The organism is Nocardioides aequoreus, from assembly GCF_000720335.1.
GTDB lineage: Bacteria > Actinomycetota > Actinomycetes > Propionibacteriales > Nocardioidaceae > Marmoricola > Marmoricola aequoreus.
The window spans coordinates 306,919-322,169 of record NZ_JOJN01000003.1 but is presented as its reverse complement, the minus strand read 5'-3'; the positions used below and the strand labels follow the sequence as shown (position 1 = coordinate 322,169).

The 15,251-nt window shown below is 73.1% G+C and carries 14 protein-coding genes and 1 tRNA gene; 8 read left to right on the top strand and 7 right to left on the bottom strand.

Features of this window, described 5'->3' with window-relative positions:
* Nucleotides 1–139 precede the first annotated feature (139 nt).
* Entirely contained in the window at nt 140–1,135 is a 996-nt protein-coding gene (locus IG63_RS0107975) for a glycoside hydrolase family 25 domain-containing protein (RefSeq protein WP_030483851.1), read from the top strand.
* Nucleotides 1,136–1,159: 24 nt separating this feature from the next.
* On the opposite strand, the gene IG63_RS0107970 is transcribed toward IG63_RS0107975, so the two are convergent.
* Nucleotides 1,160–1,720, bottom strand: coding sequence for an HAD family acid phosphatase (locus IG63_RS0107970; protein WP_051706369.1), 561 nt, complete (start codon nt 1,718–1,720; stop codon nt 1,160–1,162).
* 29 nt (nt 1,721–1,749) lie between these two features.
* On the opposite strand from IG63_RS0107970, the gene IG63_RS0107965 reads away from it, so the two are divergent.
* Together IG63_RS0107965 and IG63_RS0107960 are read left to right on the top strand one after the other, a co-directional pair.
* Complete coding sequence (locus tag IG63_RS0107965; protein ID WP_030483849.1) at nt 1,750–2,505, top strand: IclR family transcriptional regulator; 756 nt, start codon at nt 1,750–1,752, stop codon at nt 2,503–2,505.
* A gap of 109 nt (nt 2,506–2,614) precedes the next feature.
* On the top strand, nt 2,615–6,202 hold the full coding sequence (locus IG63_RS0107960; protein ID WP_030483848.1) for a heterodisulfide reductase-related iron-sulfur binding cluster: 3,588 nt from the start codon (nt 2,615–2,617) through the stop codon (nt 6,200–6,202).
* Between the two features lie 109 nt (nt 6,203–6,311).
* Here IG63_RS0107960 and IG63_RS0107955 read toward each other — a convergent pair whose 3' ends face one another.
* Complete coding sequence (locus IG63_RS0107955; protein ID WP_030483847.1) at nt 6,312–7,274, bottom strand: siderophore-interacting protein; 963 nt, start codon at nt 7,272–7,274, stop codon at nt 6,312–6,314.
* 102 nt (nt 7,275–7,376) lie between these two features.
* Between IG63_RS0107955 and dcd the strand changes: the two genes are divergently transcribed.
* The 4 genes from dcd (at nt 7,377) to IG63_RS0107935 (ending at nt 9,697) form a co-directional block, all read left to right on the top strand.
* Nucleotides 7,377–7,952: a dCTP deaminase gene (gene dcd, locus IG63_RS0107950; protein WP_030483846.1), complete on the top strand. Its 576-nt coding sequence runs from the start codon at nt 7,377–7,379 to the stop codon at nt 7,950–7,952.
* A gap of 13 nt (nt 7,953–7,965) precedes the next feature.
* Nucleotides 7,966–8,727: an SGNH/GDSL hydrolase family protein gene (locus IG63_RS0107945; RefSeq protein WP_030483845.1), complete on the top strand. Its 762-nt coding sequence runs from the start codon at nt 7,966–7,968 to the stop codon at nt 8,725–8,727.
* A 28-nt stretch (nt 8,728–8,755) separates the two neighbouring features.
* Nucleotides 8,756–8,828: transfer RNA gene (locus IG63_RS0107940), tRNA-Gly, on the top strand.
* Between the two features lie 125 nt (nt 8,829–8,953).
* A complete protein-coding gene (locus IG63_RS0107935; protein WP_425411773.1) occupies nt 8,954–9,697 on the top strand; it encodes a DUF2461 domain-containing protein in 744 nt (247 codons plus the stop codon).
* A 4-nt stretch (nt 9,698–9,701) separates the two neighbouring features.
* Here IG63_RS0107935 and IG63_RS0107930 read toward each other — a convergent pair whose 3' ends face one another.
* From IG63_RS0107930 to IG63_RS0107910, 5 genes are all read right to left on the bottom strand, one after another.
* On the bottom strand, nt 9,702–10,793 hold the full coding sequence (locus IG63_RS0107930) for a hypothetical protein (RefSeq protein WP_030483843.1): 1,092 nt from the start codon (nt 10,791–10,793) through the stop codon (nt 9,702–9,704).
* 75 nt (nt 10,794–10,868) lie between these two features.
* Nucleotides 10,869–11,279, bottom strand: a complete 411-nt coding sequence (locus IG63_RS0107925) for a hypothetical protein (RefSeq protein WP_030483842.1) — start codon at nt 11,277–11,279, stop codon at nt 10,869–10,871.
* A complete protein-coding gene (locus IG63_RS21395) occupies nt 11,276–11,947 on the bottom strand; it encodes a S24/S26 family peptidase (protein WP_030483841.1) in 672 nt (223 codons plus the stop codon). The genes IG63_RS0107925 and IG63_RS21395 overlap by 4 nt, the downstream gene beginning before the upstream one ends.
* 78 nt (nt 11,948–12,025) lie before the next feature.
* A complete protein-coding gene (locus IG63_RS0107915) occupies nt 12,026–12,466 on the bottom strand; it encodes a hypothetical protein (protein ID WP_030483840.1) in 441 nt (146 codons plus the stop codon).
* Nucleotides 12,467–12,590: 124 nt separating this feature from the next.
* On the bottom strand, nt 12,591–13,049 hold the full coding sequence (locus IG63_RS0107910; RefSeq protein WP_030483839.1) for an RrF2 family transcriptional regulator: 459 nt from the start codon (nt 13,047–13,049) through the stop codon (nt 12,591–12,593).
* 203 nt (nt 13,050–13,252) lie between these two features.
* Here IG63_RS0107910 and IG63_RS0107905 point away from each other — a divergent pair, with 203 nt between their 5' ends.
* The gene (locus tag IG63_RS0107905) at nt 13,253–15,130 is read left to right on the top strand and encodes an acyl-CoA dehydrogenase (RefSeq protein WP_030483838.1); all 1,878 of its coding nucleotides are present in this window, start codon (nt 13,253–13,255) and stop codon (nt 15,128–15,130) included.
* The last annotated feature ends 121 nt before the right edge of the window (nt 15,131–15,251 follow it).

Sequence of the window (15,251 nt, the reverse complement as noted above, 5' to 3'; positions counted from 1 at the left end):
CCAGCGGCTCACTCCCCTCTGCCGCGGTGCTGTGGACGCGACACGCCGTGCACAGCACTTCTCCACATGCGATAACCCCGCGTTACATGGGCCCGGCGCGGCCCCCCGTGGCACCATCGCGGTCACAAAGGGGGCAGGCATGGGGCGAGGGCGTACGACGGTCGCGGCGCTGGCCGTGGGCGTCGCGCTGGCCGGCTGCCAGGCGCCGCTCGAGCCGGAGTCACGGCGCAGCGCCGAGGTGAGCCCGACCGCGAGCCCCAGCCCGACCGCCAGCGCCAGCCCCACCCGGACCGACGCACCGAGCCCGTCGGCCGGCGCGAGCGGGAGCGCCGAGCCGGAGGAGCGGCAGCGCGTGCCGGACCCCGACGAGATCACCATCCCCGAGGGCCTCGAGTCGGCCGCCGCGCGACGCGGCCCGGTGCTCGGCGGCGACGTGAGCTGGCCGCAGTGCCCGAAGGGCATGGGCATCCCGCAGAAGCGCACCCTCGGCCTGCCGATGCCGGTGCCGGAGGCGGCGTACGTCGTGATCGGGCTGACCAACGGCCCCGGCTTCACCCCCAACCCCTGCGTGGAGAGCCAACTGGCGTGGGTGCGCGAGCGCGGCCTGCTGGTCTCCGCCTACTCGGTGCTCTCCTACCCCTACGGCGACCAGCTCGCGCGCTACGGCGACGAGGGACCGTACGACGGCAGCACCCGGCTCGGCGCGCTGCGCAACGTCGGCTACCAGCAGGCCGGCTACAACGTCGCCACGATGCAGCGGATCGGCTTCCGCACGCCGCTGGTGTGGCTCGACGTGGAGCCGGTGCCGAGCTTCTCGTGGAGCGACGACCCCGTGGCCAACGCGGCCGTCGTCGAGGGTGCGGCGCGCGGCTACACCGACGCCGGCTACCGGGTCGGCGTCTACTCCACGCAGTACATGTGGCGCGAGATCGTCGCCGACCTCACCCTCGGCGTCCCCGAGTGGCGTGCGGCGGGCCAGACCTCCCGCGAGGAGGCGCTGCGGCGCTGCGGGCCCGAGGCCTCGATCCAGGGCGGGTCGCCGGTGATGTCGCAGTGGGTGATGGACAGCCGCGACTTCAACGTGACGTGTCCCGGCGCCTCGGCGCGGCTGCCCGAGTGGTTCGCCCAGACCTGAGGCAGAAGCAGGCGCAGGCGCGGGTCAGCTGAGCCGGCCGCCGTACGAGCGCAGCTTGTAGCGCTTCTCGAAGCCGCCGCCCTCGAAGTCGGTCGGCCGGTTGCCGACGTTGACGACGAGGGTGTAGCCGCGCTTGCGGAAGCGGGCGCGGCAGTCCTGCTTGCCCTCCACCACGCTGAGTCCCTTGGCGCGCGCGCAGATGCCGTAGACGGGGAAGCCGGCCCGGCGCAGCTCGCGCACCGCCTTGCGCTTGCCCTTCTCGGGGCGCGCGGTGTTGAAGAGCACCTTCACGCCCAGCGAGTCGGCCACCCGCGCCAGCCGCAGCGTCGGCCGGACGGGCTTGCCGGGGGCGTAGTACGACGCGAGCGAGGTGTTGTCGATGTCGAGGTTGATCGCCAGCTTCTCGGTCGGGTGACGGCTCTCGACCCGCTCGCGGAGCCAGGTCACGGAGCCGCGCATGATCTTGGCGTTCTGCGCCTGCCAGGTGCGCTTGCTGGGCATCCGGGACGCGTGGGCGGTGGGGGTGGCCGCGACGAGGGTGCCGAGCAGCAGCAGGGTCACCAGGGTGCCGAGGAGTCGTCGCACGCCCTCATTGTGCCCCGTAGATTGCGGTCGTGAGCCAGGTTCCGGCAGCATCCCGCGCGCTGCGGGTGCTGCGATTCCTCGCGACGCAGCCCGACCCGGTGCCGCTGGAGCGGATCTGCGCGGCCGTCGGCCTGCCGCGCTCCACGGCGTACCACCTGCTGCGGGCGATGATCGAGGAGGGCTTCGTCACCCACGTGGCCGAGGACCACCGCTACTGCCTCGGCGTCGCGGCCTTCGAGGTCGGCACGGGCTACGCCCGGCAGGCGCCGCTGCAGCGCCTGGCGCGCAGGTCGCTGACGGCGCTGGTCGACCGGACCGGCCTCTCGGCGCACCTGGCGGTGCCGCACGGTCGCGACGTGCTGTACGTCGTGGAGGAGCGCGCGCCCGGCCGCCCGCCGCTGGTGACCGACGTCGGCGTACGCCTGCCGGCCCACCTGACGGCCAGCGGACGCGCCATCCTGGCCGGCCTGCCCGAGGCGCAGGTGCGCGCGCTCTACCCCGACCGCGACGCCTTCGTCGACCGTCACGGCCGGGGTCCGACCACGCTGACGGCGCTGCGCCGGCTCCTCACCGAGGCCCGGCAGCGCGGCTGGGCCGCGGAGGACGGCGAGGTCACGCCCGGCTTCGCCTCGGTCGCCGTCGCCGTGCTCGACCCCAACGGCAGCCCCCTCGGGGGCATCGCCTGCACCTGGGACACCCGTGAGGCCGTCGACCGGTCCGCCCTCGTCGCCGCCGTCACGGCCACGGCCCGCACCGTCAGCCAGCGCGTGGGCGGGCGGGCGTGAGCGGCGCCAAGTTACCCCCAGGTAGCATTCGTCACACTTGACACGCGGCGGGGCACTCGGGTCGTAGGCTCAGCCAGCCGCCGCACGTCCCAGCCCGACGGGAGTCTCCATGCCGGTCCTGCAGGTCCTCGCGCTCGTGATCTCGCTGTCCATCGCGGCGGTGGGCATCACGCTCTTCGTCCGCGCGATCCGCCAGATCATCGCGACGATGAGGATCGGGCAGCCGGCGCACCGCACCGACCGCCTCGGCGCGCGCACGGTGACGATGGTGCGCGAGACGCTCGGCCACACCCGGATGCTGCAGTGGACGTGGGTCGGCGCGGGCCACTGGTTCGTGATGACCGGCTTCGGGCTGCTCTTCTTCACCCTCGTCACGGCCTTCGGGCAGCTCTTCAGCCCGAGCTTCCACATCCCCCTGCTGGGTCACTTCTTCCTCTTCGAGTGGGCCACGGAGCTCTTCACCTGGGTGATGCTGGTGGCGATCGTCGCCTTCATCTCCTACCGCGCCACCCGCCCGAAGGAGCGCGTGCGCGGCCCTCGCGGTCGCTTCTGGGGCTCGACGATGTGGCAGGGCTACTTCGTCGAGCTGGTCATCCTCGGCGTCGGCATCTGCATCGTGCTGCTGCGCGGCCTGGAGTACGCCCTCGCGACGTACGAGGACCCCGACTACGCCAGCGCCTTCCACTTCCCGCTCACCTCCTGGCTGGGCGAGCTCTTCAGCGGCGTCTCCGAGGCCGGCCTGGCCAACCTGATCTGGGTCGTGGCGACGCTGAAGATCGTCATCTCCTTCACCTGGATGATCGTCATCTCGCGGCAGCCCTCGATGGGCGTGGCCTGGCACCGCTTCCTGGCCTTCTTCAACATCTTCTTCAAGCGCCACGCCACCGGCCGCACCTCCCTCGGCGGCCTCGCCCCGATGACCTCGGGCGGCCAGGCGATCGACTTCGAGGACCTCGACGACATCGACGAGAACACCAGGCTCGGCGTCGGGTCGGTCGAGGACTTCGCCTGGAAGGGCATCCTCGACTTCTCCACCTGCACCGAGTGCGGCCGCTGCCAGAGCCAGTGCCCGGCGTGGAACACCGACAAGCCGCTCTCCCCCAAGCTGCTCATCACCGCGCTGCGCGACCACGCCTACGCCAAGGCGCCGTACGTGCAGGCGAGCGAGGGCGACCGTGCCGCGCTGCTCGAGGCCGACCCGCGGCTCGCCGTCGAGGCCGAGCGCCCGCTGGTCGGCGACACCGGCGACGACTGGTTCTACATGCCCGAGAGCGGGGCCGCCGTGATCGACCCCGAGGTGCTGTGGAACTGCACCTCGTGCGGCGCCTGCGTGCAGCAGTGCCCCGTCGACATCGAGCACGTCGACCACATCGTCGACATGCGTCGCTACCAGGTGCTGATCGAGAGCAGCTTCCCCTCCGAGCTCAACGGCCTCTTCAAGGGGCTGGAGAACAAGGGCAACCCCTGGAACATGTCGCCCCAGGCCCGGCTCGACTGGGCCAAGGACCTGCCCTTCGAGGTCAAGGTCGTCGGCGAGCAGGTGGAGAGCCTCGAGGAGGTCGAGTGGCTCTTCTGGGTCGGCTGCGCCGGCGCCTACGAGGACCGCGCGAAGAAGACGACGCGCGCCGTCGCCGAGCTGCTCGACATGGCCGGCGTCGACTTCGCCGTGCTCGGCAACGGCGAGACCTGCACCGGTGACCCGGCACGCCGCGCCGGCAACGAGTTCGTCTTCCAGGGCCTCGCGGCGCAGAACGCCGAGGTGCTCAAGGAGACCAGGGCCACCAAGGTCGTCTCGACCTGCGCCCACTGCTTCAACACGCTGAAGAACGAGTACGCCGCCTTCGGCGTCGAGCTCGAGGTCGTGCACCACACGCAGCTGCTCAACCGGCTGGTCCGCGAGAAGCGCCTCACCCCCGTGGCCACCGACAGCACCGGCCCAAAGCGGTCGGTCACCTACCACGACCCCTGCTACATCGGCCGCCACAACGGCGTCTACTCACCGCCGCGCGAGCTGCTCGAGGTCATCCCCGACGCCAACCTCGTCGAGATGCCCCGCAACTCCGAGCGGTCCTTCTGCTGCGGCGCCGGCGGCGCGCGGATGTGGATGGAGGAGAACACCGGCGAGCGGATCAACCTCAACCGCACCAAGGAGGCCGTCGAGACCGGCGCCGACCAGATCGCGGTCGGCTGCCCCTTCTGCCGCGTGATGCTCTCCGACGGGCTGACCAACCAGCAGTCGAAGGGCGAGGCCCGCGAGGAGGTCGAGGTCCTCGACGTCGCGCAGATGCTGCTCGCCTCCGTGAAGGGCGAGACCCGCGCGCCCGCCCCGGCTGCTGCGGCGCCGGCCGCCACGGCTGCTGCGGCCGGCGCCGGTACGGCGACCGCGCTCAAGGCCGAGCCTGACGCCGACGACGTCACCCAGACCGAGGACACCGTCACCGACACCGAGGACGTCGGCCCGCTCGCCAAGGCCTCCGGCGGCAGCTCGCTCTTCGACGACGCGGCGACGGAGGACACCGCCACCACCGGCGGCTCGCTCTTCGACGCCGACGACAGCGACTCCTCGACCACCGAGGCCACCCCGACGGGCGGCTCGCTCTTCGACGCCGACGACACCGACTCCTCGACCACCGAGACCGCTGCCCCGGGCGGCTCGCTGTTCGACGTCGGCGGCGACGACGGGGAGGCCACCGAGAGCTCGTCGGTCGAGCCTGTCGAGACCACCGCGACCGTCGACACCCCGGCGACCGAGGTCCCGGACGGCGGCAGCCTCTTCGACGTCGAGCCCACCTCGTCGGTCGAGCCTGTCGAGACCAAGACGGACCAGCCCGACCCCACCCGCAGCGTCGACACCCCCGCGACCGAGATCCCCGAGGGCGGCAGCCTCTTCGACGTCGAGCCCACCGAGACCACCTCGTCGGTCGAGCCCACCTCGTCGGTCGAGCCTGTCGAGACCACGGAGCCAGAGCCGGCACCGACCTCGTCGCCCACCACCACGACCGTCACCCCCGCGACCGAGATCCCCGAGGGCGGCAGCCTCTTCGACGTCGAGCCGACCGAGAGCTCCGCACCCGCGGAGCCGAACACGCAGGACACCGGCGCAGGCGTCGACCGGTCACAGGACGCCGCCGACACCGACGTCGCCCCCGAGCAGGACCAGTCCGACCCCGAGCCCGAGCCGGCACCGACCGCGGCGACCACCACGACCGTCACCCCGGCCACCGAGATCCCCGAGGGCGGCTCCCTCTTCGACCTCGAGCCCGAGGAGACCGAGACCTCGGCAACCCCGGCCGCTGCGCCTTCGGAACCGAGCACGCAGGACACCGGCGCAGGCGTCGACCGGTCCCAGGACGCCGCCGACACCGACGTCGCCCCCGACCAGGACCAGACCGACCCCGAGCCTGACCCCGAGACCGCTCCCAAGCCGGCGGCGGAGGCCGAGACGGCGCCGATCCGCAGCCTGAAGGACATCAAGGCGCAGTTCGCGGGCGAGAGCCCCTCCGACGACGCGACCGACCAGCCCGAGCCGGCCGGCGAGCCCGACGCGGCGGGGAGCGCCGTACCGCAGCCTTCGGACGACGACGCGGAGGAGGAGCCTGAGGCGAGCACCTCGACGCAGAAGGCGCCGTCGGGCGAGGCGCACCAGCCCCGCACCGACACCGACATCGAGGAGTCGGGCTCGCTCTTCGACCTGTGAGCGCCATGTAACGCTCCGTTGTGCCGCGCGTACACCCCGCGCAGGGGTCACTCAGACCGCGTAACGGAGCGTTACATGCGGGGCCGACGCCGCAGGTGGCGGGTGGGCGTCAGGAGGCCATGGCGACGCCGCGGCGCCAGTAGCCCATGAAGGCGACCTGACGGCGGTCGACGCCGAGCTCGCGGACCAGGGCGCGGCGCAGCCGGGTGACCATGGCGGACTCGCCGGCGATCCAGCAGAAGACGCCGGCGAGCTCGTGACCGAGCAGGGCGGGCTGCACGGCGCCGTCGACGGGCTCGCCGGAGCTGGACCACACGGGGGTCTCCCACAGTGTCGGCTCGATGTCGCCGACCTCCTCGTCGCCCGCCGGGGGCGGGGGGAGGCCGACGTAGGCACGCACCTCGGGCACCAGCCGGCACCCGACCTCGTCGTGGCCGCGCGGCAGCCAGCACACCTCGACGCCGGGCGGACGCGGCAGGTCCTGGACGTCGGCGGACGACGGCACCTCGAGGTAGACGCGGCCGCGGGCGTCGCAGCCGAGCCCGGCCAGGATCCCGGCCACCGCGGGCACGGCGGACTCGTCGCCCACGAGCAGCAGCGAGGAGGCCTCGCCGGGCGTGAACTCGATGCCGCCCCACGCGACGCCGCGACGGGGGCCGATCAGGACGAGCTCGTCGCCCGTCGAGGCGCGCTGCGCCCAGCCCGCGCCCGGTCCGGCGTGGCCGTCGTCGTGCACCACGAAGTCGACCACCAGCCGGGTGTCGACGCCGTAGCCGGTCACGTCGCGCACGGTGTAGGTGCGCATGTGGCCGCGCTGCTCCAGGGGCAGCGCCCGCCAGGCGGTGTACCACGAGTCGTCGAGGCAGAAGGTCGGCACCGGGCCGTCCCCGTGCGGGAAGACCAGCTTGACCCGCTGGTCGTACCAGGGCCCGTCGACGCCCAGGTCCGCGAGCGCCTCGCCGGCGAACTCGACGCGCACGAAGGTCGGCGAGAGGCGCTCGACCGACGCCGCGACGATCGGCGCGATCACCATCGGGAAGTCGACGGGCGTCTCGACGCGCGCGGCACTCATGGGCGGAACCTCCGGGTCCGAAGCAGGGACTTAGGTCAGCCTAACCTGATCGACGCGCGGACCGACAGGGGCGCCCGCGCGGCCGCGGGTAGGTTGACCCCCGTGCTGCTCTCCGACCGCGACATCCTGGCCGAGGTCGAGGCGGGTCGCATCGCGATGGATCCCTACGACCCCGCGATGATCCAGCCCTCGTCGATCGACTTCCGGCTCGACCGCTACTTCCGGGTCTTCGAGAACCATCGCTACCCGCACATCGACCCGGCCGTCGACCAGTCCGACCTGACCCGCGAGGTCGTCGCCGAGGGCGAGGAGCCCTTCATCCTGCACCCCGGCGAGTTCGTCCTGGGGTCGACCTTCGAGGTCGTCACCCTCCCCGACGACCTCGCCGCGCGGGTCGAGGGCAAGTCGTCGCTGGGACGCCTCGGCCTGCTCACCCACGCCACCGCGGGCTTCGTCGACCCCGGCTTCTCCGGCCACGTCACCCTCGAGCTGGCCAACGTCGCGACGCTGCCGATCAAGCTCTACCCCGGCATGAAGATCGGGCAGCTGTGCTTCTTCCGGCTCACCTCCCCGGCCGAGCACCCCTACGGCTCGGCGAAGTACGGGTCGCGCTACCAGGGCCAGCGCGGCCCGACGCCGTCGAAGTCCTACGCCAACTTCCACCGCACCCCGATCTGAGACGCCCCGCACGATGACCTGGCACCGCTACGTCGCCCTCGGCGACTCCTTCACCGAGGGCGTCGGCGACCCCGACCCGGCACGGCCGCACGGACTGCGCGGCTGGGCCGACCGGGTCGCCGAGGTGCTCGCGACCCGCGCCGACCCCTTCGGCTACGCCAACCTCGCCATCCGCGGCCGCAAGCTGCTGCCGATCATCGAGGAGCAGCTCGAGCCGGCCCTCGCGCTCGAGCCGGACCTGGTGACGGTGCACGGCGGCGCCAACGACGTGCTGCGGCCCAAGGTCGACCTCGACGCCCTCGCCGCGGCGTACGACGAGGCGATCGGGCGGCTGCGCGCCGGCGGGGCGACCGTCGCGATGTTCACCGTCTACGACCCGGGCAGCGGCGGCCTCTACTCCGCGCTGCGGGGCCGGATGGCGATCTTCAACGAGCACGTCCGCGAGATCGCCGAGCGCCACGACGCCACCGTCGTCGACCTGTGGCGGATGCGGGGCGAGCCCGTGGCCGACGTCTTCGACGCCGACCGGATGCACCTCAACGCCCGTGGCCACACCGTCGTCGCGGCCGGTGTGCTCGACGCGCTCGGCGTCGCCCACGACCTCCGCGCCCCCGAGCCGGTGCCGCCGCCCGAGGTCTCGCTGGCCGAGCGGCTCCGCGCCGACGCCGCCTGGACCCGCGACTTCGCGCTCCCCTGGGTGCACCGCCGCCTCACTGGTCGCTCCTCCGGCGACGGCCTCTCGCCCCGGCGCCCCACGCTGCAGCAGGTCGGGTAGCCTCTGCTCCGTCCGGTACGCCGGGCGCGCGGATGTAGCTCAGTTGGTAGAGCGCGACCTTCCCAAGGTCGATGTCGCGAGTTCGAGTCTCGTCATCCGCTCAAGGACGCAGGACCTGTGCGACGAAGGAGCACCGGTCCGTCGCGGCCGAAGGTCGAGCAAGGCCCGCGACCGAGGAACGAGGTCGCGACGGCCGCGACGAGACCCGGTGAGGTGCCCGCCGTCGGTGAGCGGCGTCAGTGAGCGGCGTCGGCGCCCGCCGTCGGTGACCCGGCCCGACCGCGAGACCGAACACCGATCCCAGGAGCGCCGAGTCATCCCCGACTCCATCCCCGAATTCGATGGCTTCCCCGTCACCGCCCTCGACTTCTACGACGACCTCGAGCTCGACAACACCAAGACGTTCTGGGCCGCGCACAAGCACGTGTACGACGCGGCGGTGCGGGCGCCCATGGAGGCGCTCACGGCGGCGCTGGCCGACGAGTTCGGGCAGGCCAAGATCTTCCGCCCCTACCGCGACGTGCGCTTCCGCAAGGACAAGACGCCGTACAAGACCCACCAGGGGGCCGTGGTGCACGCGGGTCCGGGCCTGGGCTGGTACGTCCAGGTCAGCGCTCCCGGCGTGCGTGTCGGGGCCGGGCTCTACCACGCCGACCCGCCGGACCTGGCGCGGATCCGCGCGGCGATCGACGCCGAGCACTCCGGGCGCGAGCTGGAGCGGCTGCTCGCCCGGCTGCAGCGCCGGGGCTTCGAGCGCAGCGGCGAGCAGCTCAAGACCTCGCCCCGCGGCTGGCCCGCCGACCACCCGCGCATCGCGCTGCTGCGGCACAAGTCGCTGGCGCTGGGTCGCAGCTACGGCTTCGAGCCCGTGATCCACACCGCGGAGCTGCTCGACCTGGTGCGGGCCGACTGGCGCCGGCTGCGGCCGCTCGTCGACTGGTTCGCCGAGCGGGTCGACCCGCTCGGCTGACCGGTCACGACACCGCGGAGAGCGGCTGCTGCTCCCTCGCGCGGCGCTTCCAGGTGCGTCGCTTGCGGTCGAGCGTCTCGACCTCGCGCTCGAGCCGGGCGACCCGGTCGCGCAGCGCGGCCTGCTCGCCCAGCACGTCGGCGAGCGCCTGGGCGGCCACCTCCCACCGGACCCGCGGACCCGGGGCCGCCGTTGCGATGACCGGCTGCGCGAGCACGGCGCCGCCCAGGTCGCCGCGCAGGTCGTGGCCCGCCCGCGTCGCCGCGGCGGCCCAGCGGTCGACCAGCGCCGCGTAGCCGCGCACGTCGTACGCCGGCGCCGGCGTCGCCGCGGGGTCGTCGACCGACCACTCCTCCAGCAGGGCCAGCCGCTCGGCGTAGGGCAGCGGCTCGTCGACCCGCCGGTTGACCTCGCGCAGCAGCGCCGCCGAGGCGGGGTCGACGTACGCCGGCACGACGGGCGGCAGCGACCCGGCCTCGAGCCCGGCGACCTCGAGCAGCCCGGCCCAGTGCGCCCGCACGTCCCCCGGGACGACGTGCAGACGGTCGGCGTGCATGGTCCAGCCCCACCGGGCGAGCAAGGAGCCGAGCTCGTGCCCGGCCCAGAAGCGCGCCGAGGCGGCCGTGCCGGCGCCGGGCTCGAGCAGCGGCAGCTCCACGCGGCGGGCGTGCTTGCGCGCGCCGCTGCGACTGCCCCGGAGCAGGTCGGCGACCCAGGCGCCGTAGAGCTGGTCGGCGAGGTGCTCGACGGTGACCACGAGGTGCACCTCGACGCCGACGAGCGGGTCGAGGGCGAGCCGCAGCCGGTCCTTGTCGGCGGCGCCCAGCTGGGGCGTGGAGAGCAGCGAGACGCCCTTGTGCGCCCAGACGCGGTCGGCGATCCGGGCCCACCGCCCCTCGACGTCGCGCCGTCGCAGGCCCACCTCCTCGTGGGTGCGCAGCAGCTCGTGGGTCGCCAGCTCCGCCTCGCGACGGTCGGCCACCACCTCGACGCCGAGGTCGCGCAGGGCGTCGCGGTGGTGCTCGAGCCCGGCCGGGACGACGGGCCGGGCGGCATCGGCCAGGCCCAGGTGCCAGATCAGCGTGCGTCGTGCCATGCCGCCAGCGTGCGCCCGGCGGCGTACGTCGCGGTGACATCGGCGTGACCTGCCGGCGACGACCGCGTGGCCACCTCAACCGCCGGCGGTCGGCTCCGCGACGGCGGGCTCGTCGACGGTGGGCTCGTCGACGGCCGGCACCGCCGCTGGCTCGGCGGGCAGCTCGGCGGGCGGGGCGACGGGGGGCTCGACGGCGGGCGTGGGGACCGGAGGCGTGACGCCGTCCTGCGGCGCCTGCTGGGGCGTCGCCGGCGTCGTGGGCGCGGCAGCAGGCGCCTCCGCCGAGACCGCTGGCCCGAGTGGTGCCGACGGTGCCGGCTCCTCGGGCTCGGTGGGTGGCGGCGCCACGTCGAGGCTGACGGACTGCGTCCAGGTCTGCAGCGGTGCCGCGCTCACCTCGAGCCGGGCGGCCGCCGCGGGCCGCAGCGCCAGGCCGGTCCCGAGCACCGCCGCGAGCACGACGAGCCAGAGCACGACGCGTCTCACCGGCCACCACCGGGCAGGTCGTCGGAGGGGTCGCCGGCCGGTCTGAGACCCGGCTCGACGGCCCGCAGCCGGCGGCGGGTGGACGGCGGCACGGCTCCGGGAGCGGTGTCGCCGCGGCGCTGGGCCGGGACCACGATCGGCGCCGGTGGCGCGGGCAGCGGCTCGACGTCGGTCTCGGCGCTCCCGTCGGCGCGGACGGCGTCGCCACGCCGCGGTCGGGCGTCCCACCCGAGCACGAGGAGGGTGAGCAGCCCGGCGGTCAGCCCGGCGAACCACGGCTCGCGCGGCAGGTGCAGCAGCCACGCCTTCTGCTCCAGGTGCAGCCAGGCGGCGCCGACGACGTCGCCGTCGGTCGGGTGCCACGGGTCGGGGTCGGGGTTGTTGTCTCCCTGGAGCGTGTAGCCGCCCTCCCCGTCGCCGCCGGTGATCCGGTGGATCACCTGCCCCTGCCCCGCCCGGAAGGCCACGATGTCGCCGACGGCGTAGGTGTCCTGCTCGCGGGTGACCACGAGGTCACCGGTGGCGTAGGTGCCGTCCATGCTGTGGCCCTGCACCTCGATGTACGCCGCGGGCCCGCCGAAGGCGGTCGGCGCGAAGGTCACGAACCACGCGCCGAGGAGCGCGACGACGCCGAAGTTGGCGAGGGTGCGGCGCACGCGGCGGGACACGGGGACCTCCGGGGTCGGTCAGGAGCGGTGGACGACGACGGTGGGGACGGAGCGCTGGGCGCCGTCCCCACCGGTACGTCAGCCGATGGTGCCGTAGCCCTGACCGTTGAAGCCGGGGTCGATGGAGATGCGGATGTTGTCCAGCTTCTCCGCGTCGACCGGCTTGTCGAACTTCAAGCGCACGGTCTGCTTGCCGGCGTCCTGCTGCGGGATGCGACCGCTGGCGCGCGGTCCCGACTGGTTGCCGTCCTCGTCGATCTGGATCACGTTGACGGCCTGGTTGGAGCACTGGGCGCCCTCGAGCTGGACCCGCACGTTGACGACGGAGGGGAAGTCGGCCTGGACCTGACCGTCGTCGTACCCCCACTCGATGACCTTGGCGCTGGTGGCGCACTCCAGGTCGTCGGTCTGGCCGACCTGCAGCGGACCGGCGCTGACGCCACCGGCGAAGCCGGCAGCGGAGGCGGCGCCGACAGCGGCGACGACCGCGACGACGGGGACGACGACGAGCTTCTTCATGGCTGGTTCTCCTCGAGCGTGAAGGGGGATCGCCCCGACACGCTGGAGGCGTCGGCGGCGAGGCTCACCCTGCCGCCCGCACCGACCCCGGCACATCGTCAGAACTGTTGAAAGTCGGCGACCCTCAGCGGGGCTGCCAGGCGTCCTTGTCCTCGGTGCGCGCGGCCACCTCGGGGGGCAGCTCGCGGGCGGCCAGCGACTCGATCGTCACGGTCTCGAAGACCTCGCGCAGCGACGAGCGCGCGGCGATCCAGACCAGCTGGAGCACCTCGGCGGCCTCGTTGTAGGAGACCGCCTCGGGACGCAGGCCGTAGACGCTGACCAGCGGCCCGTCGACGGCGCGGATCACGTCGGCGACGCTGACGTCCGCCGGGCGGGCGGCCATCCGCCACCCTCCGGACTGGCCGCGCTGGCTGACCACGATGCCGGCCCGGCGCAGGTCGGCCAGGATCGCCTGCAGGAAGCCGTGCGGGATGTCCTGCAGCCGGCCGAGCTCCTCGGCGCTGACCGGGCGACCGTCGTCGCGCACCGCGATCTCGATCAGCGCCCGGAGGGCGTAGTCGGCCTTGGCGGAGACGCGCATGCCCCGAAGTCTGTCAGAGACCCCGCGTGTCGACGCGCAGGCGGCGGCCACGGCGGCCCACGCGATCGAGTGAGCAGGGCCTCGAAACGGCGGATTCCCTTGCGTGGTGGACGATCCGTCTGGATACTTGGATGTTACCGACAGGTAGAACCCGTCAGTAGCCACCCACCGCCCCACTTCCCCCTTCGTCAGAGAGGTCGGCCGTGAGCCACTACAAGACCAACATGCGCGACATCGAGTTCAACCTCTTCGAGGTGCTCGGCCGCGACGACGTGCTCGGGCAGGGTCCCTTCGAGGCCATCGACGGCGAGACGGCTCGCTCGATCCTCGTCGAGGTCGAGCGGCTGGCGCGCGAGGACCTCGCGGCGTCCTACGAGGACAGCGACCGCCACCCCCCGGTCTTCGACCCCGCCACGCACACCGCGCCGGTCACCCCGTCGTTCAAGAAGAGCTACCGCGCCTGGATGGACGCCGAGTACTGGCGGCTCCAGGTCAGCGAGGAGCTCGGCGGCACGCCCGCGCCGGCGTCGCTGGTCTGGGCGCTCGGCGAGATGGTGCTCGGCGCCAACGCCCCCATCTGGATGTACGGCGCCGGGCCGGCCTTCGCGGGCATCGTGCACCGCAACGGCAACGACCGCGACAAGCAGATCGCGCAGCACATCATCGACCGGCAGTGGACGACCACGATGGTGCTCACCGAGCCCGACGCCGGCTCCGACGTCGGCGCCGGCCGCACCAAGGCCACGCCCAACGACGACGGCACCTGGAGCATCACGGGCGTCAAGCGCTTCATCACCTCGGGCGAGAGCGACCTCTCCGACAACATCATCCACCTGGTGCTGGCGCGTCCCGTGGGCGTCGAGGGCGTGGGCGGTCCGGGCACGAAGGGGCTCTCGCTCTTCATCGTCCCCAAGCACCACTTCGACGTGGAGACCGGCGAGCCGACCGGTGAGCGCAACGGCGTCTACGTCACCAACGTCGAGCACAAGATGGGCATCAAGGTCTCCAACACCTGCGAGGTCACCTTCGGCGACCCGTCCGTCGGTGGCGGGGAGCAGGCCCGCGGCTGGCTGCTCGGCGAGGTGCACCACGGCATCGCGCAGATGTTCCAGGTGATCGAGAACGCCCGGATGATGGTCGGCACCAAGGCGATCGCGACGCTCTCCGCCGGCTACCTCAACGCGCTCGACTACGCCAAGACGCGCGTCCAGGGCGCCGACCTGACCCAGGCGTCCGACAAGACCGCACCGCGCGTCACCGTCACCCACCACCCCGACGTCCGCCGCTCGCTGATGGTGCAGAAGTCCTTCGCCGAGGCGATGCGCTCGCTGGTGCTCTACACCGCCTCCTGGCAGGACCGGGTGCAGCTGGCCGAGCACCGCGGCGAGACCGACGAGCTCGCAATGCGGGTCAACGACCTGCTGCTCCCGATCGTCAAGGGCTACGGCTCGGAGCGCTCGTGGACCCTGCTCGGCACGGAGTCGCTGCAGACCTTCGGCGGCTCGGGCTTCCTGCAGGAGTACCCGATCGAGCAGTACGTCCGGGACGCCAAGATCGACACCCTCTACGAGGGCACCACGGCGATCCAGGGCCAGGACTTCTTCTTCCGCAAGATCGTCAAGGACCAGGCGAAGGCCCTGGGGCACCTCGCCGGCGAGATCGAGGCCTTCCTGGCCAGCGAGGCGGGCAACGGCCGGCTGAAGAACGAGCGTGCCCTGCTGGCGACCGCGCTCGAGGACGCCCAGGCCATGGTCGGCTCGATGATCGAGATGCTGATGAGCGCCGACCCCGGCGCCGAGGGCGGCGACGTGCGCAACATCTACAAGGTCGGCCTCAACACCTCGCGCCTGCTCATGGCCCTGGGTGACGTGGTCTGCTCGTGGCTGCTGCTGCGCGGGGCCGAGGTGGCGCTGCGCCGGCTCGACGAGGGCGCCTCGCCGCAGGACCAGCGCTTCTACGAGGGCAAGGTCGCCGCCGCGCAGTTCTTCGCCCAGCACAACCTGCCCAAGCTGACCGCCGAGCGGGCGATCCTCGAGGCCACCGACCTCTCGGTGATGGACCTCGACGAGGCGGCCTTCTAGAGGCACCCCGCACCACGCCCGACGGCCCCGGCTCCCACGTGGGAGCCGGGGCCGCCGCGCACCGGCGCATGGATTGCGGCGGCTCGGGGCACTAGCGCGCTAGTCGAGCGAAAAGGGGCCT